This is a genomic window from Pseudomonas sp. SP16.1, from assembly GCF_052682975.1.
Window position 1 is genome coordinate 1,558,234 of sequence record NZ_JBQYFZ010000001.1, and the last position, 22,452, is coordinate 1,580,685.

18 protein-coding genes are annotated in these 22,452 nt (G+C 68.7%); 11 read left to right on the plus strand and 7 right to left on the minus strand.

Going from position 1 to position 22,452, the window contains the following annotated elements:
- Window positions 1-5: 5 nt before the first annotated feature.
- On the minus strand, window positions 6-1,496 hold the full coding sequence (locus ACUTAF_RS07565; RefSeq protein ID WP_445579393.1) for an aldehyde dehydrogenase family protein: 1,491 nt from the start codon (window positions 1,494-1,496) through the stop codon (window positions 6-8).
- Between the two features lie 461 nt (window positions 1,497-1,957).
- Here ACUTAF_RS07565 and ACUTAF_RS07570 point away from each other — a divergent pair, with 461 nt between their 5' ends.
- From ACUTAF_RS07570 to gntR, 10 genes are all read left to right on the plus strand, one after another.
- Window positions 1,958-3,634 (plus strand): AMP-binding protein, encoded by a 1,677-nt coding sequence (locus tag ACUTAF_RS07570; RefSeq protein WP_445579394.1) that lies wholly within the window; start codon window positions 1,958-1,960, stop codon window positions 3,632-3,634.
- A gap of 68 nt (window positions 3,635-3,702) precedes the next feature.
- Entirely contained in the window at window positions 3,703-4,725 is a 1,023-nt protein-coding gene (locus ACUTAF_RS07575; protein ID WP_445579395.1) for an AraC family transcriptional regulator, read from the plus strand.
- A 711-nt stretch (window positions 4,726-5,436) separates the two neighbouring features.
- A complete protein-coding gene (locus tag ACUTAF_RS07580; protein WP_445579396.1) occupies window positions 5,437-7,056 on the plus strand; it encodes an acyl-CoA synthetase in 1,620 nt (539 codons plus the stop codon).
- Window positions 7,057-7,074: 18 nt separating this feature from the next.
- Window positions 7,075-7,842, plus strand: coding sequence for a 3-hydroxyacyl-CoA dehydrogenase (locus tag ACUTAF_RS07585; RefSeq protein WP_445579397.1), 768 nt, complete (start codon window positions 7,075-7,077; stop codon window positions 7,840-7,842).
- 10 nt (window positions 7,843-7,852) lie between these two features.
- Window positions 7,853-9,037: an acetyl-CoA C-acyltransferase gene (locus ACUTAF_RS07590; protein ID WP_445579398.1), complete on the plus strand. Its 1,185-nt coding sequence runs from the start codon at window positions 7,853-7,855 to the stop codon at window positions 9,035-9,037.
- 14 nt (window positions 9,038-9,051) lie between these two features.
- Window positions 9,052-10,179, plus strand: coding sequence for an acyl-CoA dehydrogenase family protein (locus ACUTAF_RS07595; protein WP_445579399.1), 1,128 nt, complete (start codon window positions 9,052-9,054; stop codon window positions 10,177-10,179).
- A 223-nt stretch (window positions 10,180-10,402) separates the two neighbouring features.
- On the plus strand, window positions 10,403-11,524 hold the full coding sequence (locus tag ACUTAF_RS07600; protein WP_445579400.1) for a gluconokinase, GntK/IdnK-type: 1,122 nt from the start codon (window positions 10,403-10,405) through the stop codon (window positions 11,522-11,524).
- A gap of 48 nt (window positions 11,525-11,572) precedes the next feature.
- Entirely contained in the window at window positions 11,573-12,850 is a 1,278-nt protein-coding gene (locus tag ACUTAF_RS07605; RefSeq protein ID WP_445579401.1) for a TRAP transporter large permease, read from the plus strand.
- 58 nt (window positions 12,851-12,908) lie between these two features.
- Window positions 12,909-13,922 carry a TRAP transporter substrate-binding protein gene (locus tag ACUTAF_RS07610; protein ID WP_445579402.1) on the plus strand — a complete coding sequence of 338 codons (1,014 nt, stop codon included), beginning with the start codon at window positions 12,909-12,911 and terminating at the stop codon, window positions 13,920-13,922.
- A 281-nt stretch (window positions 13,923-14,203) separates the two neighbouring features.
- Complete coding sequence (gntR, locus tag ACUTAF_RS07615) at window positions 14,204-15,223, plus strand: HTH-type transcriptional regulator GntR (RefSeq protein WP_445579403.1); 1,020 nt, start codon at window positions 14,204-14,206, stop codon at window positions 15,221-15,223.
- Window positions 15,224-15,228: 5 nt separating this feature from the next.
- Here the strand turns inward: gntR and ACUTAF_RS07620 are convergent, their stop codons facing one another.
- The 3 genes from ACUTAF_RS07620 to thpR form a co-directional block, all read right to left on the minus strand.
- A complete protein-coding gene (locus tag ACUTAF_RS07620) occupies window positions 15,229-16,260 on the minus strand; it encodes a lipase secretion chaperone (RefSeq protein ID WP_445579404.1) in 1,032 nt (343 codons plus the stop codon).
- A gap of 52 nt (window positions 16,261-16,312) precedes the next feature.
- Window positions 16,313-17,266, minus strand: coding sequence for a triacylglycerol lipase (locus tag ACUTAF_RS07625; RefSeq protein WP_445579405.1), 954 nt, complete (start codon window positions 17,264-17,266; stop codon window positions 16,313-16,315).
- A 187-nt stretch (window positions 17,267-17,453) separates the two neighbouring features.
- Window positions 17,454-17,999 (minus strand): RNA 2',3'-cyclic phosphodiesterase, encoded by a 546-nt coding sequence (gene thpR, locus ACUTAF_RS07630; protein ID WP_445579406.1) that lies wholly within the window; start codon window positions 17,997-17,999, stop codon window positions 17,454-17,456.
- A gap of 192 nt (window positions 18,000-18,191) precedes the next feature.
- On the opposite strand from thpR, the gene ACUTAF_RS07635 reads away from it, so the two are divergent.
- Window positions 18,192-18,500 carry a class I SAM-dependent methyltransferase gene (locus ACUTAF_RS07635; protein ID WP_445579407.1) on the plus strand — a complete coding sequence of 103 codons (309 nt, stop codon included), beginning with the start codon at window positions 18,192-18,194 and terminating at the stop codon, window positions 18,498-18,500.
- A gap of 135 nt (window positions 18,501-18,635) precedes the next feature.
- Here ACUTAF_RS07635 and greB read toward each other — a convergent pair whose 3' ends face one another.
- The 3 genes from greB to ACUTAF_RS07650 all read right to left on the minus strand — a co-directional run bounded on the left by greB (window position 18,636) and on the right by ACUTAF_RS07650 (window position 22,448).
- Window positions 18,636-19,133: a transcription elongation factor GreB gene (gene greB / locus ACUTAF_RS07640; RefSeq protein ID WP_445579408.1), complete on the minus strand. Its 498-nt coding sequence runs from the start codon at window positions 19,131-19,133 to the stop codon at window positions 18,636-18,638.
- A 127-nt stretch (window positions 19,134-19,260) separates the two neighbouring features.
- The gene (locus tag ACUTAF_RS07645) at window positions 19,261-21,765 is read right to left on the minus strand and encodes an ABC transporter permease (protein ID WP_445579409.1); all 2,505 of its coding nucleotides are present in this window, start codon (window positions 21,763-21,765) and stop codon (window positions 19,261-19,263) included.
- Complete coding sequence (locus ACUTAF_RS07650) at window positions 21,765-22,448, minus strand: ABC transporter ATP-binding protein (RefSeq protein WP_122109752.1); 684 nt, start codon at window positions 22,446-22,448, stop codon at window positions 21,765-21,767. The genes ACUTAF_RS07645 and ACUTAF_RS07650 overlap by 1 nt, the downstream gene beginning before the upstream one ends.
- Window positions 22,449-22,452: the final 4 nt, after the last annotated feature.

Sequence of the window (22,452 nt, forward strand, 5' to 3'; positions counted from 1 at the left end):
AAAACTCACAGCTTGATCATCACCGTCTTCAGCTCGGTGTAGTGCTCGATGGCGGCAGCGCCCATCTCGCGGCCGATGCCGGACAGCTTGTGGCCGCCGAACGGCAGGGCAGGGTCGAGGGCGCTGTGGCAGTTGACCCACACCGAGCCGGAGCGGATGCGCGGAATCATCCGGTGCACCGCGCCGAGGTCGTTGGACCAGATGCTGGCGCCCAGGCCATAGGGGTTGTCGTTGGCCAGGCGCACCACCTCGTCGATATCGTCGAAGGGCATGGCCACCAGCACCGGGCCGAAGATCTCCTCCTGGACCAGGCGGTGGCGCTGGTCGACGTCCACCAGCACCGTCGGCTGAACGAAATAGCCGGGGCCGAAGCCTTCGCCGCCGCAGGCGAGGGTGGCGCCCAGCTCGCGGCCCAGGTTGATGTAGCCGGTGACCCGATCCTGCTGCTTGGCGGAGATCAGCGGGCCCATCTGCACGCTGGGGTCGAGGCCGTTGCCCAGCTTCATGCCGTTGGCGATGGCGGCGATGTCGGCCACCACGTTGTCGAAGTGCTTGCGCTGCACGTACAGGCGCGAGCCGGCGCAGCACACCTGGCCCTGGTTGAAGAAGATCGCGCTGGCCGCGCCGGCGGCGGCCTGCTGCAGGTCGGCGTCGGCCAGCACTATGGTCGGCGACTTGCCGCCCAGCTCCAGGGTCACGCGGGTCATGTTGTCCATGGCCGCCTTGCCGATCTGCTTGCCCACCTCGGTGGAGCCGGTGAAGGTCAGCTTGTCCACCCCGGGGTGGCTGGACAGCGCCGCGCCGGCGTTCAGGCCGGTGCCGGTGACCACGTTGAACACCCCGGCCGGGTAGCCGGCCTCCTGAACCAGCTCGGCGAGTTTCAGCGCGCTCAGCGGGGTTTCGTCGGCCGGTTTGAGCACCAGGGTGCAACCGCTGGCCAGCGCCGGACCGAGCTTCCAGCAGGCCAGCAGCAGCGGAAAGTTCCAGGCCACGATGGCGCCCACCACCCCCACCGCCTCGCGGCGGATATAGGCATGGAAATCCTCGTTCGGCATCAGTGGCAGGGATGGCTCCACCGTGCTGCCCTCGATCTTGGTGGCCCAGCCGGCCATGTAGCGCAGAAAGTCGATGCACAGCTGTACGTCCATGGCGCGGGCCACCTGGGCGCTCTTGCCGTTGTTCAGGCATTCCAGCTCGGCCAGCACGTCGGCGTCCCGCTCGATCAGGTCGGCCAGGCGCCACAGCAGGTTCTGCCGCTCGCGCGGGCGGGTGCGGTTCCAGGCGGAGTCGTAGAAGGCAGTGCGGGCGGCCTGCACGGCGCGGTCGACGTCTTCGGCGCTGGCCGAGGGGACGCTGGCCAGCGGCTCGCCGGTGGCCGGGTTGCGCACCTGCAGGCTGTTGCCGTTGGCGGCATCCAGCCATTGGGAGCCGATCAGCATGCGTTGCGGTTTGGCGAGAAAATCGAGGGTTTTACGGTGTAGCGGCAGAGTTGCCATGGGCGGAGCCTCTTGTCGTGGTCTTGTGCCGGGGCTTGAGCAACGCCTGTGCCACCGCCGGCAAAGCCGCGCCAGGTGCCGTCTGCGTCGGTGGCGCCAGCAGCGCCCGGGTAGATTGGCTGTATCGAAGCCATACAGCTGTCGCAAAACGAGACAGAACCTCGGGCCGCCCGACGCACGAAAGGTCCGAAATAATTGGTTTGCCCACTCTTGGCATGCTTCCTGTTGAGCAATCTGCGATTTCCCCGCCGCGGCTGAGCCCGGCTCTCAGACCGAGGCATGTGCTCAGACCCGCCATGGCCGCGAGACCTTTAGGTGGCGCAGGCGCTATCGGCGCGGGGTATTCGACCAACAGATGACTGGACAGGAGCGGGGTCGGTGATCTAGGTTGCCGTTTGCGTAAACGGCAAAGCCGGGCCCGGCCCAGGCGTCCCATAACAAGCACAAGATCGAGGGAACCCATGACTTCACCCAGCTATACCCGCGGCCCGCAGGACAAGCCCCTGCTGGCGATGACCATAGGCGCGGCGTTCGATCAGACCGTGGCGCGCTTCGCCGAGCGCGAGGCGCTGGTGGTGCGCCATCAGCAACTTCGCTACAGCTGGGCGCAGCTGGCCGAGCAGGTCGAGCGCTGCGCCCGCGCGCTGCTGGCCATCGGCATGCAGCCGGGCGAGCGCCTGGGCATCTGGGCGCCGAACTGCGCGCAGTGGTGCATCGCCCAGTTCGCCAGCGCCAAGATCGGGGTGATCCTGGTTAACATCAACCCGGCCTATCGCCTGAGCGAGCTGGAGTACGCGCTCAAGCATTCCGGCTGCCGCTGGCTGATCTGCGCCGATGCGTTCAAGACCAGCGACTACCACGCCATGCTCGGCGAGCTGCTGCCGGAGCTGGCGGCCAGCGCCACCGGCGCGCTGCACAGCCGCATGCTGCCGGAGCTGCGCGGGGTGATCAGCCTGGGCCGCGAGCCTGCCGCCGGCATGCTCGGCTGGGACGCGCTGCTCGCGCACGCCGAGGCGGTCGGCGCCGAGCAGCTGCGCGCCTGCAGCGCCCAGCTGCAGTTCGACGAGCCGATCAATATCCAGTACACCTCCGGCACCACCGGCTTTCCCAAGGGCGCGACGCTGAGCCACTACAACATCCTCAACAACGGCTATATGGTCGGCGAGAGCCTGGGCCTGACCGAGCACGACCGCCTGGTGATCCCGGTGCCGCTGTACCACTGCTTCGGTATGGTGATGGGCAACCTTGGCTGCCTGACCCACGGCAGCACCATGATCTACCCGGGCGACGCCTTCGATCCGCTGACCACCCTGCAGGCGGTGGCCGAGGAGCGCGCCACGGCGCTGTACGGCGTGCCGACCATGTTCATCGCCGAACTGGATCACCCGCAGCGGGCGGAGTTCGATCTGTCCAGCCTGCGCACCGGGATCATGGCCGGGGCGACCTGCCCGATCGAGGTGATGAAGCGGGTGATCGGCGAGATGCACATGGCCGAGGTGCAGATCGCCTACGGCATGACCGAGACCAGCCCGGTGTCGACCCAGACCGCCGCGGACGACGACCTGCAGCGCCGCGTGGCCAGTGTCGGGCGCACCCAGCCGCACCTGGAGAGCAAGGTGGTCGACGAGCACGGGCGCATCGTCGCGCGCGGGCAGATCGGCGAGCTGTGCACCCGCGGCTACAGCGTGATGCTCGGTTACTGGAACAACCCCGAGGCCACCTTCGATGCCATCGACGGCGCGCGCTGGATGCACACCGGCGACCTGGCGGTAATGGACGAGGCGGGCTACCTGAGCATCGTCGGGCGCAACAAGGACATGATCATCCGCGGCGGCGAGAACGTGTACCCGCGCGAGATAGAGGAGTTTCTCTTCGGCCATCCGGCGGTGGCCGACGTGCAGGTGGTGGGCATCCCCGACGAGCGCTACGGCGAGGAGATCGTCGCCTGGATCAAGTGCCACCCCGGCCAGGCGGTCGACGACGAGCAGCTGCGTGCGTTCTGCAAGGGGCGCATCGCCCACTTCAAGGTGCCGCGGCATTTCCTCTTCGTCGATGCCTTCCCGATGACGGTGACCGGCAAGGTGCAGAAGTTCCGCATGCGCGAGATCAGCATCGAGCAGTTGAGCAGGACCGGCTGAGGCGATTGCCTGCGCGCCGGGCGCCTGCCACAGTGCGCGTCCCAGGTCCGTGACCGGCAAGGAGCACCATGAGCGCCAGCACCGGCGAGAAAGGCACCATCTCCGTTCAACTGGTGACCGAGGCGCTGCTCGAGTGGCGGCGCCGCGGCCTGCCCGATGAGCCGCTGCTGGAGCAGGCCGGCATTGCCCCGGCGCAACTGCTGCGGCCCTACGCGCGGGTGCCGGCGCAGGCCTATGCGCGCCTGTGGCTGGGTATCGCCGCGGCGATGGACGACGAGTTCTTCGGCATGGACGCGCGGCGCATGAAGTCCGGCAGCTTCGCCTATATGGCCCATGCGGCCCTCGGCGAGGCGGACCTCGGCGCCGCGCTGCAGAGCATGTTGCGCTTTCTCGCCCTGGTGTTCGACGACCTGCAGCCGCGCCTGGAGCACCAGGGCAGCCTGGTGCAGATCGTCTTGGGCGAGCGCGGCGAGGAGCCGGCGCGGGCCTTCGCCTGCTTCACCCTGTGGCTGATGCTGCACGGTCTGGCCTGCTGGCTGGTGGGACGGCGCATCGCCATTCTCGGCGTCGAGCTGCACGGCCCGGCGCCGGGCTACTGTGGCGACTACCGGGTGATGTTCAGCGACAACCTGCGCTTCGACCGCCCGCACAACCGCCTGCTGCTCAACGCCGACTGCCTGGCCCTGCCGGTGCGGCGCAGCGCGCGCGAGCTCAAGCGTTTTCTCGCCGGCGCACCGGGCAACATCCTGGTGCGCTACCGCGACCCGCAGAGCCTCGGCGCGCGGATCAAGGCCTACCTGCGCAGCCTAAAGCCCGAGCGCTGGCCGGATCTTGACGCGCTGTCCGGGCATTTCTACATGGCTCCCTCCACCCTGCGGCGCAAGCTGGCCCAGGAGGGGCAGTCCTACCAGGGACTCAAGGACCAGGTGCGCCGCGACCTGGCCATCGCCCGCCTGGATGCCGGCGCGAGCAACTTCACCGAGCTGGCCTTCGACCTGGGCTTCGCCGACACCAGTGCCTTCTACAAGGCCTTCAGGAAGTGGACCGGTACCACGCCGGGGCAATACCGCGCCCTGCATCATCCGGACTGAGAGCGGCCATCGAAGTGGTGCCCGCCAATCCGGTAGGAGCCGCGCCCCGCGGCGAATGGGCCAGTTCAGACCACGGAAAGGCTTCGCCCCGGGGCGGGGCTCCTACTGGCGGCCGCCGGCAGCTTGCGCGGGCACTGTCCAAAACGCTCGGACCGATCGACGCCTTTCGACACTGCCGGTAGCCAGCGCCGGCGCGAGCATCGCGGCACTCCAACAAAAACAAATATCCGGACTGAGGGCCGCCATCGAAGCGGCGCCCGTCAGTCCGGTAGGAGCCGCGACCCGCGGCGAAAGGGCCAGTTCAGACCACGGAAAGGCTTCGCCCCGGGGAGGGGCTCCTACTGGCGGCCGTCGGCAGCTTGCGCGGGCGCTGTCCAAAACGCTCGGACCGATCGACGCCTTTCGACACTGCCGGCAGCCAGCGCCGGCGCGAGCATCGCGGCACTCCAACAAACCCAAATATCCGGACTGAGGGCCGCCATCGAAGCGGCGCCCGTCAGTCCGGTAGGAGCCGCGCCCCGCGGCGAAAGGGCCAGTTCAGACCACGGAAAGGCTTCGCCCCGGGGAGGGGCTCCTACTGGCGGCCGTCGGCAGCTTGCGCGGGCGCTGTCCAAAACGCTCGGACCGATCGACGCCTTTCGACATTGCCGCTAGCCGGCGCCGGCGCGAGCATCTCGGCACTCCAACAAAAACAAACCGGGAGGCTACCCGATGCGCGATTACTTCACGGCTGCCCGCGAGTTCGATTACGCCAGTGCCGCGTCCAGCACCCTGGCGGGTGATCTCGATGCCATGAACGCCTGTGTCGAATGCTGCGACCGCCATGCCGACCCCGGGCGCATCGCACTGCATTGGGAGGGGCGCAACGGTGAGCGCGCCAGCTGGACTTTCGCCCAGCTCAAGGCGGCTTCCGCGCGCTTCGCCAACCTGCTGCAGGCCCGTGGCGTGGGCCCTGGCGATTGCGTGTCGGGCATGCTGCCGCGCACCCCGGAGCTGCTGATCACCATCCTCGGTACCTGGCGCGCGGGGGCGGTGTACCAGCCGCTGTTCACCGCCTTCGGGCCCAAGGCGATCGAGCACCGCGTACAGGGCGCCGGATCGAAACTGCTGGTCACCGACCTGGCCAACCGCGGCAAGCTCGACGAGGTCCGGGATGCGCCGCCGCTGCTGACCCTGGGCGAAAACTTCTGGGCCGAACTGGAGCGCCAGCCGGACGGTTTCGAACCGGTCATGCGCAAGGCCAGCGACCCGTTCCTGCTGATGTTCACCTCCGGCACCACCGGCCTGGCCAAGCCGCTGGCCGTGCCGCTGAAGGCCATAGTCGCCTTCGTCAGCTACATGCGCGATGCGGTCGACCTGCGTCCCGAGGACAGCTTCTGGAACCTGGCCGACCCGGGCTGGGCTTACGGCCTCTACTACGCGGTGACCGGGCCATTGGCCATGGGCCACGCCACCACCTTCTACGAAGGCGGTTTCAGTGTCGAAAGCACCTGCCGGATCGTTCGCGAGTACGGCATCACCAACCTGGCCGGCTCGCCCACCGCCTACCGCCTGCTGCTGGCGGCCAAGGACGAGGTGCAAGCGGCGCTCAAGGGCCAGCTGCGCGCCGTCAGCAGCGCCGGCGAGCCGCTGACCCCGGAGGTGATCCGCTGGTTCGCCGAGGGGCTGGGCTGCACCATCCACGATCATTACGGCCAGACCGAGCTGGGCATGGTGCTGTGCAACCACCACGCCCTGCAGCACCCGGTGCGCCTCGGCGCCGCCGGTTTCGCCATGCCCGGTCACCGCGTCGTGGTGCTGGACGACCAACAGCGCGAACTGCCGGCCGGCCAGCCCGGCATCCTCGCCCTGGACATGCCGCGTTCACCGCTGTTCTGGTTCCCCGGCTACCAGGGCATGGAAACCCGCGCCTTCGTCGGCGACTACTATCTGAGTGGCGACACAGTGGAGTTGAACGAGGATGGCAGCATCAGCTTCGTCGGCCGCGCCGATGACGTGATCACCACCTCCGGCTACCGCGTCGGCCCCTTCGACGTGGAGAGTGCGTTGATCGAACACCCGGCGGTGATCGAGGCCGCGGTGATCGGCAAGCCCGACCCGGAGCGCACCGAACTGGTCAAGGCCTTCGTCGTGCTGCATGCCGGCCACGAGGCCGACGCCGAACTGGCCGAGGCGCTGCAGCAGTACGTGCGCAAGCGCCTGTCCGCCCATGCCTATCCGCGTGAGATCGAGTTCGTCGCGGAGCTGCCCAAGACCCCGAGCGGCAAGATCCAGCGCTTTCTCCTACGCAACCAGGAGATCGCCAAGGCCCAGACGGCCGCCGCTCACTGATCCCAAGGAGTCAACAACGTGCGTATCGAGAATTCCGTTTTCCTGGCCACCGGTGGCAGTTCCGGCCTGGGCCTGGCCACTGCCCGCGAACTGCTGGGGCAGGGCGGCAAGGTGGTGCTGGTCGACATCAATGCCGAGGCCGGCGCCGCCCGCGCCGAAGAACTGGGCGAGGGTGCCCGCTTCGTCAAGGCCGACATCACTCGCGAGGAGGACGCCCGCGCCGCGGTGAGCGCCGCCGTCGAGGCCTTCGGCGGCCTGCACGGGCTGGTCAACTGCGCGGGGGTGGCGCCGGCCGAGAAGGTCATCGGCCGCAACGGCGTACATGGCCTGGACAGCTTCGCGCGGACCATCAGCATCAACCTGGTCGGCAGCTTCAACATGCTGCGCCTGGCCGCCGAGGCCATGGCCCAGGGCCAGCCGAACGCCGAGGGCGAGCGTGGGGTGATCATCAACACCGCCTCGGTCGCCGCCTTCGACGGGCAGATCGGCCAGGCCGCCTACTCGGCCTCCAAGAGCGGCGTGGTCGGCATGACCCTGCCGATCGCCCGCGAACTGGCGCGTCACGGCATCCGCGTGATGTGCATCGCCCCCGGTATCTTCGAAACCCCGATGATGGCCGGCATGCCGCAGGAGGTTCGCGACTCCCTCGGCGCTGCCGTGCCGTTCCCGTCGCGCCTCGGCCGTCCGGCCGAGTACGCCGCGCTGGTGCGCCACATCGTCGAGAACGCCATGCTCAATGGCGAGGTGATTCGTCTCGACGGTGCCATCCGTATGGCCGCGAAATAAGGAGCACGCCATGAACAAGAATTCCATCGTCATCGTCAGTGCCGCGCGTACCGCCATGGGCGGCTTCCTCGGCGACTTCAAGGACATGAGCGCCGCCCAGCTCGGCGCCGCCGCCAACCGTGCCGTGCTCGAGCGCGCCGGCCTCGCCGGTGAGGCCGTCGACGAGCTGATCATGGGCTGCGTGCTGCAGGCCGGTCAGGGCCAGGCGCCGGCGCGCCAGGCGGCCCTCGGCGCGGGCCTGCCGCAGGGCGTGGCCTGCTCCACGGTGAACAAGATGTGCGGCTCGGGCATGAAGGCGGTGATGCTGGCCCATGACCTGCTGCGCGCCGGCAGCGCCGAGGTGGTGCTGGCCGGCGGCATGGAGAGCATGTCGGGCGCACCCTACCTGCTCGAGCGCGCCCGCTCCGGCTACCGCATGGGGCATGGCAAGGTGCTCGACCACATGTTCCTCGACGGCCTGGAAGACGCCTATGACAAGGGGCGCCTGATGGGCACCTTCGCCGAGGATTGCGCCCAGGCCTACGGCTTCACCCGCGAGCAGCAGGATGGCTTCGCCATCGCCTCGCTGACCCGCGCGCAGCAGGCCATGGCCGAGGGCCGCTTCGCCGCCGAGATAGTGCCGGTGCAGGCCAGGTCAGGCCGCGAGGAGGTGACCATCAGCCAGGACGAACAGCCGCCCAAGGCCCGCCTGGACAAGATCCCCACCCTCAAACCGGCCTTCCGCGAGGGCGGCAGCGTGACGGCGGCCAACTCCAGCTCGATTTCCGATGGCGCGGCGTCCCTGCTGCTGATGCGCCTGGAAGAAGCCGAGAAGCGCGGCCTGACGCCCCTGGCCCAGGTCGCCGGGCATGCGTCGTTTGCCCAGGCGCCGAACCTGTTCACTACCGCGCCGGTGGGCTCCATCCAGCGGCTGCTGGCGCGCACCGGCTGGAGCCTGGGTCAGGTCGACCTGTTCGAGATCAACGAAGCCTTCGCCGTGGTGCCCATGGTCGCCATGCGCGACCTCGACATTCCCCGCGACAAGCTCAACGTGCATGGCGGCGCCTGCGCCCTCGGCCACCCCATCGGCGCGTCCGGCGCGCGCATCCTGGTGACTCTGCTCAATGCGCTGAGCCAGTACGACCTCAAGCGCGGGGTGGCCTCGGTGTGCATCGGCGGCGGCGAGGCCACCGCGGTGGCCATCGAACGTATCTGAAAAGGAGCTGCGAGATGATTCCATCCGAACAGGACATCCAGATTCGCGACATGGCCCAGCAGTTCGCCCAGGAACGCCTCAAGCCCTTCGCCGCCGACTGGGACCGCGAGCACCGCTTTCCCGCCGAGGCCATCGCCGAGATGGGCCAGCTGGGCTTCATGGGCATGCTGGTGCCGGAGCAGTGGGGCGGCGCCGAGACCGGTCACCTGGCCTACGCCCTGGCGCTGGAGGAAATCGCCGCCGGCGACGGCGCCTGCTCCACCATCATGAGCGTGCACAACTCGGTGGGCTGCATGCCGATCCTGAAGTACGGCAGCGAGGCGCAGAAACAGCGCTTCCTGCGTCCGCTGGCCGAAGGCCGAATGCTCGGCGCCTTCGCCCTCACCGAGCCGCAGGCCGGCTCCGACGCGAGCGACCTGCGCACCCGCGCGCGACGCGACGGAGAGCACTACGTGCTGAGCGGCAGCAAGCAGTTCATCACCTCCGGTAACCACGCCGGCATGGTCATCGTCTTTGCCGTCACCGATCCGGGGGCCGGCAAGAAAGGCATCAGCGCCTTTATCGTGCCCACCGATACGCCGGGGTTCTCCGTGGTGCGGGTGGAGGACAAGCTCGGCCAGCACGCTTCGGACACCTGCCAGATCCAGCTCGACGAAGTGCGCATCCCGGCCGAGCTGCGCCTGGGCGAGGAGGGCGAGGGCTACCGCATCGCCCTGGCCAACCTGGAAGGCGGGCGTATCGGCATCGCTGCGCAGGCGGTAGGCATGGCCCGTGCCGCGTTCGAGGCGGCGCGCGACTATGCCCACGAGCGGGTCACCTTCGGCAAGCCGATCATCGAGCACCAGGCGGTGGCGTTCCGCCTGGCCGACATGGCCACCCAGATCGCCGTGGCGCGGCAGATGGTGCACCACGCCGCCAGCCTGCGCGAAGCCGGCATGCCCTGCCTGAGCGAGGCGTCGATGGCCAAGCTGTTCGCCTCGGAGATGGCCGAGCGGGTGTGCTCGGCGGCGATCCAGACCCTCGGCGGCTACGGCTACCTCAAGGACTTCCCGGTCGAGCGCATCTACCGCGACGTGCGCGTCTGCCAGATCTACGAGGGCACCAGCGACGTGCAGCGGATGGTGATCGTGCGCAGTCTGTGATCGGTCCGGCGCCTCGCCGGCTGGGCCCGCGTAGGGTGGATCACGCTTCATCGATCCACCGTTGCAAGCGGATAGAGGGTAGGGCGGGTGAAACCCGCCAGGTCGGCGATGGCGGGTCTCCCCGTCCTATGAGCAACAAGTTAGGCTTGTCGAACGATTTGGATAGCGCTAACATCCGGCCAAACAATGAGCGGCACCACGCAGATGGCGCCCTGGAGTTCCCATGCAGCAACAGCCTTTCGTACTGCCTGCCCGCACCACCCTGGTGGTCATGGGCGTCAGCGGCTCCGGCAAGAGCGAGATCAGCCAGGCGGTGGCCACCACCCTCGGCTGGCGCCATATCGAAGCCGATCACTTCCATCCCCGCGAGAACGTCGAGCGCATGCGCGCCGGCATCCCCCTGAGCGACGACGACCGCAGCCACTGGCTGGACGCCTTGAGCGAGCAGATGCGCGCCGCCCAGGCGGCGGGCGATGGCTTCGTGCTGGCCTGCTCGGCGCTCAAGCGCGCCTACCGCGAGCGCCTGCGCGCGGCGGTGCCGGGCCTGCAGTTCGTCCACCTGCATATCGACCATGCCACCGCGTTGCAGCGGGTCGGCGCGCGTCCCGGGCATTTCATGCCCACCTCGCTGGTCGACAGTCAGTTCGCCACCCTAGAGGTGCCCGCCGACGAAGCCCATGTGCTGATTCTGGAGGCGACCGCCAGCCGCGAAGCGCTGCTGGCGGATATCTGTGCCTGGCTGCGCCGCGACATGCCGGAGGTCGCCCTGGTCGAAGCCGATGCTGCGTCCGTGGCTGAGATTGATAGCGCTAACCAAGGGTCGCAGCTGGGCGCGGAGCCGATCTACGAGGGGCGCCTGGCGCGCGCCTTCGATCGCCTCACCGACGGCATGATGGCCGTGCTGATGGCCTTCATGGTGCTGGCGGTGTTCACCAACGTGGTGCTGCGCTACGCCTTCGGCACCGGCTGGCCGGGCGCCGAGGAGCTGTCGCGGCTGGCGTTCGTCTGGCTGGTGTTCGTCGGCGTGGCCTCGGGCATGCGCCGCGGCGAGCTGATGACCTTCCGCATGATCCGTGATCGCTTCCCGCTACTGGCGCAGCGCCTGGTGGATTCGCTGAGCTGGCTGCTGGTCGCCGGCGCTAGTCTGCTTTCGGCCTGGGGCGCCTGGAATCAGGTGCAGTACGGCTGGGGCAACCACAGCACCGTGGTCGGCTATCCGGTGGTGCTGGCCATGCTGCCGGTGCTGGGGTGCATGGCGGTGCTGGCCGTCCTCGCTCTGGTGCAACTGGTCAATCTGTGGCGCCGCGCGCCGCAGGCAAGCCTGGCTCACGCGCAGGCCGAATAGGCCGCGTCAATTCGAACAATACGGGCACAGCCCGCCGAGGACCTGTCGATGACCGTCGCCGTCTTCCTTTCATCCCTGCTGGGCTTCATGGCCTTCGGCATGCCCATCGCCTTCGCCCTGATCCTCACGGCGGCGGTGCTGATGTGGTACCTGGACTTCTGGGACGTGCAGCTGCTGGCGCAGAACCTGCTCGCCGGCGCCGACAGCTTCCCGCTGTTGGCCGTGCCCTTCTTCATTCTCGCTGGCGAGCTGATGAACGCCGGCGGCATCTCGCGGCGCATCATCGCCATGGCCCAGGCCTATTTCGGTCACCTGCGCGGCGGCCTCGGCTACGTCGCCATCGCCGCCGCGGTGCTGCTGGCGAGCATGTCCGGCTCGGCCCTGGCCGACACCGCCGCGCTGGCCACCCTGTTGCTGCCGATGATGCGCCAGCGCGGCTACCCGCTGCATTCCTCGTCCGGCCTGGTGGCCGCCGGCGGCATCATCGCGCCGATCATCCCGCCGTCGATGCCCTTCGTGATCTACGGCGTGGTCACCAATACCTCGATCAGCCAGCTGTTCATGGCCGGCCTGGTGCCGGGGCTGATCATGGGAGCCGGGCTGATCGTCGCCTGGACCCTGATCGCCCGCGGCTTCACCGAGCCGACCCCGCCCAAGGCCAGCGCCGCCGAACGTCGCCGGGTGCTGGTCGACGGCGCCGCGGCGCTGATGCTGCCGGTGATCATCGTCGGCGGCCTGCGTTTCGGCATCTTCACCCCGACCGAGGCGGCCGTGGTCGCCGCGGTCTATGCCCTGGCAGTGTCGACCCTGCTGTACCGCGAACTGAGCTGGAACGACCTGATCGAGACCCTGACCCGCGCCAGCCGCACCACCGCCTCGGTGATGTTCCTCTGCGCCGCCGCCACGGTATCGGCCTACATGATCACCCTGGCCCAGTTGCCGGACGAGATCGGCGCCATGCTCGGGCCGCTGGCCGAGCACCCGCAGCTGCTGGTGCTGGCGATCATGCTGCTGATGATCGCGGTGGGCATGGTGCTCGACCTGACCCCGACCATCCTCATCCTTGCCCCGGTGCTGGCGCCGATCGCGATCAAGGCCGGGGTCGACCCGGTGTACTTCGGCGTGATGTTCGTGCTGATCGGCTCCATCGGCCTGATCACCCCGCCGGTGGGCACCGTGCTAAACGTGGTCGGCGGAATCGGCCGGCTGCGCATGGAGGTGCTGGTGCGCGGGGTGATGCCGTTCTTCCTGATCTACCTGGGTATCGTCGCGCTGCTGATCGCCTTCCCGCAGATCGTCACCGTGCCGCTGGCCTGGCTGCGCTGAATCCACCCCACCGGCGCGGGTGCGCCGGCTTCGTTCACAACAATAAGAGGTAGTCCCGATGAAACGTCCGCTGCTCGCCATCCTCACCGCTGCCATGCTGTGCAGCCCACTCGCCGCCGTCGGCGTCCACGCCGACGAGGTCCGCTCGCGGATGATCCGCTTCGGCTACGGCCTCAACGAGAACAGCAACCAGGGCCGCGCGGCCAAGCTGTTCGCCGAGGAGGTGGCCAAGGCCTCGGACGGCAAGCTCAAGGTGCGTACCTTCGGCGCCGCCAGCCTGGGTTCGGACGATCAGATGCAGAGCGCGCTGATCGGCGGCGCCCAGGAAATGATGGTCGGCTCCACCGCCACCCTGGTCGGCATCACCAAGGAAATGGCGGTGTGGGACACGCCCTTCCTGTTCAGCAGCGCCGAGCAGGCCGATGCCGTGCTCGACGGCCCGGTCGGTCGCCAGGTGATGGACAAGCTGGAGGAGAAGGGCCTGGTCGGCCTGGTGTACTGGGAGAACGGCTTCCGCAACCTGACCAACAACGCCCGGCCGATCAGCAAGCTGGAGGACTTCTCCGGCATCAAGCTGCGCGTGATGCCCAACCCGGTGTTCCTCGAGACCTTCAAGCTGATGGGCGCCAACGCCGTGCCGCTGCCATTCTCCGAGCTGTTCACCGCGCTGGAGACCAAGGCCGTGGACGGTCAGGAGAACCCGTTCAACACCATCCTCTCCTCGAAGTTCTACGAGGTGCAGAAGTACCTGACCGTGACCAACCACGTGTACAGCCCGTGGATCGTCACCGTGTCCAAACGCTGGTGGGACGGCCTGTCTGCCACCGAGCAGGGCATCCTGCTGGAGGCGGCGAAGAAGGCCCGCGACTTCGAGCGCCGGGACACCCGCGAGGAGGCCGCCCGCGCGCTGGCCGAACTGAAGGACAAGGGCATGCAGATCAACGAGGTGGACGCCGCCGAGGTGCAGCGCATGCGCGAGCAGGCCGCGCCGGCGATCCAGAAGGTGGTCGATACGGTCGGCCAGCAGCTGTTCGATCAGGTGCAGGCCGAGGCCGAGAAGGCGGCGCTGTAAGAACCTGTTCACGATCTCGCGAGCTAGAGCCATACAAGGCAAAAACAGGCGAGGAACGGTCGGAGTCGCGCTCGACTTTACGAGCTGTAAATGAGCAGTCCGAGCCTGTTTTTAACGCAGTAGGGCCGACGCGCAGCAGATTGTGGATAGGTTCGTGGTTTCGCGGGGCACGTTGGGACGGCCGCTCCTTGCATGGTGGCGGCCTCCCGGGCGGCGTGTTTCCGCGCTTTATTCGTCGTCCGGGCTGGTAGAATCGCCGCCAGCCCAGTCCTGGAGGCGCTATGAGTCAACGCCGTCGCCGTTCCGCCGAACGCGTCACCCTGTCCGATGTAGCCAAGGCCGCCGGCTGCTCGCTGATGTCCGCCTCGCGCGCGCTGTCGCAGCCGGGACGGGTTTCCGACGCCTTGCGCGAGCAGGTGATGCGCGCCGCCAAGGCGCTCGGCTACGTGCCCAACCCGGCGGCGCGGGCACTGGCCAGTTCGCGCTCGAACTTGGTGGCGGTGGTGATTCCCTCGCTGTCCAACTCGGTGTTCGTCGACACCGTCGAGGCGATCCAGCGGGTGCTGATGCCGGCCGGCTTCGAGATGATGATCGGCGTCAGCCACTACCGGGTCGAGGAGGACGAACGCCTGCTGCGCTCCTACCTGGCGCACCAGCCGGCCGGCCTGCTGGTCACCGGCTTCGAGCGCAGCGACGCGGCGCGCGAGATTCTCGGCGCCAGCACCTGCCCGCTGGTGACGCTGATGGAGCTGAGCGACGAGCCGGAGGACTACTGCGTCGGCTTCTCCCAGGTCGAGGCCGGCGCCGCCATGACCCGCGCCCTGGTGCAGCGCGGCTATCGCCATATCGCCTTCGCCGCGGCGCAGCTCGACCCGCGCACCCTGCAGCGCGCCGAGGGCTATCGCCAGGTGATGCGCTACCTGGACCGCCACGACCCGGCGCTGGAACTGCTCACCCCCGAGCTGTCGTCCATCGGCCTCGGTGCCGAACTGCTCGACCGCCTGCTGGCGCAGCAGCCGCAGATCGATGCGGTGTTCTTCAACAACGACGACCTGGCCATGGGCGCGCTGTTCCGCGCCCGCCAGCTGGGCCTCGAGGTGCCGGGGCGCCTCGCCATCGCTGGCTTCAACGACCTGCCGGCGGCGGCCTGGATGCATCCGGCGCTGAGCACCGTGCGCACCACCCGCGGACGCATCGGCGAGCTGGCGGCGAACATGCTGCTGGCCCTGATGCGCGGCGAGACGCCGGCGCAGCACTGCATCGACGTCGGCTTCGAGCTGGTGATGCGCGACAGCGCCTGACGGCGTTACTGGCGTTTGTCGGCGGCTGCCAACTGTTCGGCTGCATCCAAACGCAGACGCTCGCGTTCGTCGAAACGTTCCGCCGCCAGTGCCTCGATGGCGGCGCGCTTGTCGCCGCTGCTCAGTCCGTCGTTGGCCTGGATACCCGCCTTGGCGGCGAGATACTCATCGAGACGCTTCTGCCAGCCCTGGCGCTGGCTGTCCAACGCCTCCAGGCGCGCGGTGGCCTCGGCGCCGACCAGCTGCTGGCGCAGCTGGCGAATCTGTGCGGCGCTGGCGCCTTCTGCCTGCAGGCGCGTGGTGTGCTGGCGCAGCTCCTGCTGCAGCTGCGGCAGCACCATGTCCTGCAGCTCCTCGGGCAACGACGCGCGCAGCCGGTCGACGGCCAGACCCTTTTCCTCGTCACTCAGTCCGGTGTCCTGGCGGATCGCCAGGCGCTCCAGGGTGAAGCGGTTGTAGCCTTCCTCGCGGGCGAAGAAGGCCTGATGGGTCTCGCCGTCGAACAGCCGCGCGCGCAGCGCCTGCACTGCCGCTTCGCGCTGACGCATGGCGTCCAGGCTGGCCAGTTGCGGCAGGTCGCGCTCCAGCAGCACCAGCTCGCGCTTGTAGGCCAGGTACTGGTCGAGCAGCGCCTGCGCGCGGGCCCTGGCCGGCTCCTGCAACTGGCCGTCGATATAGCCGCGCAGGCGCGTGACGCTGGCGTCCAGGCTCTCCTCGCCGAGGCTGGCGAGGAAGTAGTCGAAGATGCGGCGAACATCCTCGCTGACGATCAGGTTGCCGGTGGCATCGACGCGAAAGCGGCCGTCGACCTCGGTGCCGACGAAGGACGCCGGCAAGCCGGGAACGGCGATTTTTCCTTGCGGCGTGTCGGGTGCAGGCAGCGACTCCAGCGACGCGGGTGGCGACGCTGGCGCCGAGGTGCGGCCGGCGGCAGTGGGTGGATCCAGTCGATCGGGCAGATGCCCGGGCTCGAGATAGAGCATCAGCGCCAGGCAGGCGGCGAACAGCAGGGGCAACAGAAACAAAGTTTTGCTCACGGCAGGTTTCCCTACTGCGTCCGGGCTGGACAGCTCCGGCCCGGACAGTGGCTCAAAGCCCGGCGTTCTTCAGGCGGTTGGCATGCTGGCGGTAGACGCTCACCGGGTCGGTCTCGAACAGGCTGGTCAGGCCCAGGGTCTGGTTGACCTCGTCGAGGTGATTCATCCGGTAGTCGTCGCGGATCACCTGGCCCATGTGCGAGCTGCAGCGACCGACCAAACCGTCGTTGGCTTCGCTGCCGAAGGTCAGCGACGAGGCGCCCATCAGCAGGTCGCTGGGGTCGAGCAGGTTGGTCAGCGGGCTGGTGCCGCTCCAGGAGTAGTAGCGCACGCCGTTCACGCTGTAGGCGCCTTCGCCGCAGGCGCTGGTGGGAATGCCTTGCGGGAACTTGGCATTGAAGCGCGCGGCGCCCTCGCTGTTGAGCGATTCCAGCGAACCCAGGGCGTTCTGCTCCGTGGTGCTGGAGCTGCCGGAGAGGAAGTTGATCAGCGTGCCGAGGCCATTGATGATGCCCGCCAACAGCGGGGTAGCGACCGGGCCGGCCGGGCCGTCGCTGATGCCCTTGAGGAAGTCGGCGGTGGCCGAGCCCTTGTGCGGGGCGCCGACGCTGGTGACCGAGGCGACCAGGTCCGGCCGCACGGCGGCGACGTAGCGGGTGGTGGGGCCGCCATGGCTGTGGCCGATCAGATTGACCTTGGCCTTGCCGCTGATGGCGACGATCTCCTCGACCTGCTGCAGCAACTGCTCGCCGCGCGCCTCGGAGGTATCCAGCTGGCTGACTTCGGTGATGTAGACGCTGGCGCCGTCGCGGCGCAGGGCGGCGGGGATGCCGTACCAGTAGTCGACGCCGAGGATGCTGTCGAAGCCGAGCATGCCGTGGCCAAGGACGATGGGGTACTGGGTCTGGGTATAGCCGGAGGAACCGAACCAGAAGGCCTGGGTCTGGCCGCTGGCGAGCAGGCCGGCGCCGAGGCAGAGGGCGAGCAGTGTCTTGTTCTTGTTCATGGGCGCTCTCGATGGGAATTGGTCGAAGTGCTTCCTGCAGCAAGATCGCGCCCATCCCGTGGCGCGTGCGGCCAGAGCTCGGTGGCAGGAAACATGCCAGCGATGGGTTCTCCCGATTGAGCCCTCTAACGCGGCACTTTTCCGGAGATTGCCCTGTTTTCCCCGCGATATCGCCCAGGCTTCGCTGTTACGGGGCGCTACGCCCGGCTGGGGTCGCAGGCCGCAATGGCCACCGCCCGAGCTGCCGATAGAGCGTGCCCCGGCGATCATTTTCCGAGCAAAACAGGGCGAAATGGCGCAGCGGCCAATCGAAGGTTGGGGCGACGCAGGTTGGCGGGTGCGGGTAATGGCGCGCCAGCGTCAGGTGCGGGCGGAAGGCGCGCTCTTCCAGCTCGAAGCCGGCCGCCAGCAGGCGTGCATGCAACTGCTGCTGCAACTCGTCCAGCGTCGGCGGTACCCGGCTGGGCGCGAGATGCAGCAGGCCGCCGCGCCACAGGCCGAGGCGATCCAACTGCAGGGTGCAGCGCTCGCCCTGCAGCTCGGCTGCCAGCGTCAGCAGCGGCGCCAGGCGACTGGCCGGCTGCGAGCCGAGAAAGGCCAGGGTCAGATGCAGGTTGCGCGCCTCCACCGCCTTGCCTGCCGGCAGGGCGTCGGCACGCCAGGCGCAGATCGTCGCGGCCAACGAGGGTGGACAGGGCAGGGCGAAGAACAGGCGCAACGGATCGCTGGTCATGACATCTCGCTATCGATGGGCGCCTTGACAGTATCGCGCGGGCTTCTCTAGGATGCCCGCTGCGCCGATTTAAACAGCTACTTGCGGGGCGCCACAGGGTGTTGCTTCCAGCACCTGAAATTCCGCTAAAGCGCTGGTTCGGTGTCGCCTCCCACCGCTGCCCAGCGGGATTTCCGAGGCGGAGACTCGAGCATGACCTGTCCCCAACCGCACATTCGCCTGGCCCCCATCACTTCGGGGCTGTTGCTGCGCAACCCGCGCATCCTGCTCGGCGGCAATCACCAACCGACCCTGCTGCGCTACCTCGACGGCTGGCCCAAGCGCTGGAGCGGGCCGCGTACCTTTCGCATCCAGTTCGTGCAGGCCGGCGAGTCGCTGGCGCGCTTTCCTCGCGACAGCTTCGACCTGGCTGTGGTCCAGGCGTCGACCGCCGATGCCCTGGCGGAAACGGTCGCCGAACTGGTGCGGGTGGCGCGCCAGGGGCTGATTACCCGGCGGTAGGGGCGTGCGCTGCCCGCCTGATTGTTCGTTGCAGCCCGGAGGCAATCCGGGGCGGGCTGCGAAATATCCCCCGGATTTCATCCGGGATTCTTCTTTATGTTTCGTAGGGAGCACCAGGCGCCGCAGCGCATCGCCTCAGGGGTAATCGATCTCGACTATGTAGCAGGTCTGCTCGCCGCTCGGGCTGTGTACCCGCACCTCGGCCTCCAGCTCCTTGCCCACCAGGGCGCGGGCCAGCGGCGAGTCGATGCTGATCAGCCCCTGTTTGAGGTCGAGTTCGTCCGGGCCGACGATGCGGTAGCGCGACTGTTCGCCGTCTTCATTCTCGATGGTGACCCAGGCGCCGAAGTAGACCTTGTGCGGGTCCGAGGGCCTGTCGCTGACTACCTTGAGCTTTTCCAGGCGCTTGGTAAGGAAGCGTACGCGGCTGTCGATCTCACGCAGCATCTTCTTGCCGTAGGTGTATTCGGCGTTCTCCGAGCGGTCGCCCTGGGCGGCGGCCTCGCTGACGGACTGGGTCACCTGCGGCCGGCGTACGTGCCACAGCTCGTGCAGCTCGGCACGCAGGCGTGCCTCGCCTTCAGGAGTGATCAGCGGCGTGCCGGCGGGGCGAGGGGGGCGGTAGCGGCTCATGATGTCTCTGGTGGCTGGGTGGGGGGGGCCAGTCTAGCAGGCCGCTCAGGGCAGTCCCATGGAGCAGGCGTAGGGTGGATCACGCCTCACCGATCCACCGTGCGGGCTCCGATCCACCTCAGGTTCTTCAACCCTCGCGCAGCACGCTCAGCGGGCTGGCGTTGAGCGCGCGGCGGGTGCCGAGCACTCCGGCGGTGCCCACCAGCAGCGCGCCGATCAGCGGCAACAGCAGCAGCCAGGGGTGCGGTTGCCAGCTCATGTCGAAGGCATAGCGATAGAGCAGGAAGCTGACCAGTTCGCAGCCGAGCGCGGCGAGCAGGCCGGCAGCGGCGCCGAGCAGGCCGAATTCGGCACGGCGGGCGCTGACCAGCAGCTGGCGTTCGGCGCCCAGGGCGCGCAGCAGGGCGCCCTGGCGGATGCGTTCGTCGAGTGTCGCCTGCAATCCGGCGAGCAGCACGGTGATGCCAGCGGCGAGCACGAACAGCAGCACGTACTCGATGGCCAGGGTGACCTGGGCGAGGATGCTGCGCAGCTGCGCCAGCAGCGCGTCGACCTGCAGCAGGGTAACGCTGGGGAAGGCGCGGCTGAGGGTGACCAGCTCGGCGTCCTGGCCCGGCGGCAGGTAGAAGCTGGTCAGGTAGGTGGCGGGCAGGTCCTGCAGGGTCTGTGGCTCGAAGATCATGTAGAAGTTGGGCTGGAAGCTGTCCCAGTCCACTTCGCGCAGGCTGCTGACCTGCGCCTCGCGTTCGATGCCGCCGACGTTGAAGCGCAGGCGGTCGCCCAGCTTGAGCTGCAGGCTCTCGGCCAGTTCGGCTTCCACCGACACACCCGGCAGTTCGCTGGCATGCGCCGCGCCCCACCAGCGGCCGCTGGTGATCTGGTTGTCCGCGGGCAACTGTTCGGCCCAGGTCAGGCTGAGGTCGCGCTGGATCGCCCGTTCGCCGCGGCTCTCCTTGCTCACCAGTTGGCGCACAGGCTCGTCGTTGATCGTCACCAGACGGCCCGGCACCACCGGGTAGAGCGGCGCCGGATGCGGCGAGAGTTCGGCCAGGCGCGCGGCGAAGGCGTCGCGCTCGGCCGGCAGCACGTTGAGGGCGAAGTGGTTGGGTGCGTCTTCCGGCAGCTGATCCTGCCAGGTATCGAGCAGCTCGCCGCGCAGCAGGGCGATCAGCGCCATGGCCAGCAGAATCAGGCCGAAGGCCAGCGACTGGCCAGCGGCGGCCAGCGGGTGACGCAGCAGTTGGCCGAGGCCCAGGCGCCAGGGCAGGGCGGCGCGTTGCAGCAGGCGGCGCAGGCTCTGCAGGCCGAGCAGCAGCAGGCCGCCGAGCAGCAGGGCGGCGAGCAGGCCGCCACCGAGCAGCGCCAGGGTCAGGCGCAGATCCAGGCTCAGGCGCCACATGATCAGGCCGAGCGCCAGCAGCGCCGCGCCGTACACCAGCCAGGAGCTGGCCGGCACCGGCAGCAGGTCGCGGCGCAGCACCCGCAGCGGCGGCACGCGGCCGAGTGCGGCCAGCGGCGGCAGGGCGAAGCCGGCTAGCGCCACCAGGCCGGTGGCCATACCGGCCAGGGCCGGCCAGACGCCGGCCGGCGGTAGATCGGCGGGGATCAGCCCACGCAACAGATGGAACAAGACGTGCTGGCCGAGCCAGCCGAGTAGGGCGCCCAGCAGGCAGGCGAGCAGGCCGAGCAGCGCCAACTGCAGGGCGAACAGCGTCAGCGCTTCAAGGCGCGACAGGCCCAGGCAACGCAGCAGCGCGCTGGCATCGAAACGGCGGACGGCGAAACGCGCCGCCGACAAGGCCACGGCTACCCCGGCGAGCAGCACGGCGGCCAGGCTGGCCAGGTTCAGGTAGCGCTCGGCGCGGCTCAGCGCGCCGCCGACCTGGCGGTTGCCATCGCGAGCATCCTCTAGGCGCTGGTTGGGTTCGAGGCTGGGTTCCACAGCCTGACGGTAGGCGGCCAGCGCGTCGGCATCGCCGCGCCAGAGTTCGCGAAAGCGCACGCGGCTGCCCGGTTGCACCACTTCGGTGGCGGCCAGATCGTCGAGATGCATCAGCACCCGCGGCGTGAGGCTGTAGAAGTCGCCGGCGCTGTCCGGGTCGTAGGTCAGCACGCGGGTCAGGCGCAGGTGCTTGGCGCCGATCTCGATCTGGTCGCCGATCTGCAGGCCCAGGGCGACCAGCAGGCGCGTCTCGGCCCAGGCTTCGCCGGGCGCCGGACCCGCGCCGGGCTCGTCCGGCTGATAGGGGGCGGCGGCACTTTTCAGTTCGCCGCGCAGCGGGTAGGCGTCGCTGGCGGCCTTGACGCTGGCCAGCTGGATGCCATCACCGGCGGCGACCACGCTGGAGAATTCGACGATCTGCGCGTGATCCAGGCCCAGGCGGGTGCCGGCCTCGATCTGTTCGGGTTTGGCCGGGGTGCTGCCGCTCAGGCGCAGGTCGGCGGCGAGGAATTCGCTGGCGCGCAGCAGCATGGCGTCGTTCAGCCGCGCGCTGAAATAGCCGATGGCGCTGCTGGCCGCTACCGCCACCAGCAGGGCGAAGAACAGCACGCGCAGCTCGCCGGCGCGGGCGTCGCGCAGCAACTGGCGGGCGGCCAGTGCCAGCAGGCGGACGAAGGGCACGCGGTTCATCAGGGCTCCACGCGGTCGATCAGATGGCCGGCTTCCAGGCGGATAAGGCGCTGGCAGCGATGGGCCAGGCGCTCGTCGTGGGTGACCAGCACCAGGGTGGTGCCGCGCTCCTGGTTGAGTTCGAACAGCAGGTCGCTGATGCGCTCGCCGGTGTGGCTGTCGAGGTTGCCGGTGGGCTCGTCGGCGAACAGCACGTCCGGCTCGGCGGCGAAGGCGCGGGCGATGGCCACCCGTTGTTGCTCGCCGCCGGACAGCTGGCGCGGGTAGTGGCTCAGGCGCTGGCCCAGGCCGACCCGCTCGAGCAGGGCGCGGGCGCGCTGGCGGGCGTCGCCATGGCCTTCCAGCTCCAGCGGCAGCATGACGTTCTCCAGCGCGTTGAGGCTGTCGAGCAACTGGAAGGACTGGAAGACGAAGCCGACATGCTCGGCGCGCAGCCGTGCGCGCTGGTCTTCGTCGAGTTCGCCGAGGTCCTTGCCGGCGAGCAGCACGGTGCCGCCGCTGGGCAGGTCGAGCCCGGCGAGCAGGCCGAGCAGGGTGGATTTGCCCGAGCCGGAGCTGCCGACTATGGCCAGGCTGTCGCCTTTGGCCAGGTTCAGGTCGAGGTCGTGGAGGATGGTCAGCTCGCCTTCCGCGCTCTCGACCACTTTGCTAAGGTTCCGCGCAGCGAGAATGCTCGAAGTCATGGAG

Excerpts from the sequence above, each read along its gene's own strand:
- gntR (WP_445579403.1), top strand. The coding sequence starts at position 14,204 with ATGAGTCAACGCCGTCGCCGTTCCGCCGAACGCGTCACCCTGTCCGAT.
- ACUTAF_RS07650 (WP_122109752.1), bottom strand. The coding sequence starts at position 22,448 with ATGACTTCGAGCATTCTCGCTGCGCGGAACCTTAGCAAAGTGGTCGAG.
- greB (WP_445579408.1), bottom strand. The coding sequence starts at position 19,133 with ATGAGCCGCTACCGCCCCCCTCGCCCCGCCGGCACGCCGCTGATCACT.
- thpR (WP_445579406.1), bottom strand. The coding sequence starts at position 17,999 with ATGACCAGCGATCCGTTGCGCCTGTTCTTCGCCCTGCCCTGTCCACCC.
- ACUTAF_RS07580 (WP_445579396.1), top strand. The coding sequence starts at position 5,437 with ATGCGCGATTACTTCACGGCTGCCCGCGAGTTCGATTACGCCAGTGCC.
- ACUTAF_RS07590 (WP_445579398.1), top strand. The coding sequence starts at position 7,853 with ATGAACAAGAATTCCATCGTCATCGTCAGTGCCGCGCGTACCGCCATG.
- ACUTAF_RS07610 (WP_445579402.1), top strand. The coding sequence starts at position 12,909 with ATGAAACGTCCGCTGCTCGCCATCCTCACCGCTGCCATGCTGTGCAGC.
- ACUTAF_RS07575 (WP_445579395.1), top strand. The coding sequence starts at position 3,703 with ATGAGCGCCAGCACCGGCGAGAAAGGCACCATCTCCGTTCAACTGGTG.
- ACUTAF_RS07625 (WP_445579405.1), bottom strand. The coding sequence starts at position 17,266 with ATGAACAAGAACAAGACACTGCTCGCCCTCTGCCTCGGCGCCGGCCTG.
- ACUTAF_RS07635 (WP_445579407.1), top strand. The coding sequence starts at position 18,192 with ATGACCTGTCCCCAACCGCACATTCGCCTGGCCCCCATCACTTCGGGG.
- ACUTAF_RS07600 (WP_445579400.1), top strand. The coding sequence starts at position 10,403 with ATGCAGCAACAGCCTTTCGTACTGCCTGCCCGCACCACCCTGGTGGTC.
- ACUTAF_RS07645 (WP_445579409.1), bottom strand. The coding sequence starts at position 21,765 with ATGAACCGCGTGCCCTTCGTCCGCCTGCTGGCACTGGCCGCCCGCCAG.
- ACUTAF_RS07605 (WP_445579401.1), top strand. The coding sequence starts at position 11,573 with ATGACCGTCGCCGTCTTCCTTTCATCCCTGCTGGGCTTCATGGCCTTC.
- ACUTAF_RS07570 (WP_445579394.1), top strand. The coding sequence starts at position 1,958 with ATGACTTCACCCAGCTATACCCGCGGCCCGCAGGACAAGCCCCTGCTG.
- ACUTAF_RS07595 (WP_445579399.1), top strand. The coding sequence starts at position 9,052 with ATGATTCCATCCGAACAGGACATCCAGATTCGCGACATGGCCCAGCAG.
- ACUTAF_RS07565 (WP_445579393.1), bottom strand. The coding sequence starts at position 1,496 with ATGGCAACTCTGCCGCTACACCGTAAAACCCTCGATTTTCTCGCCAAA.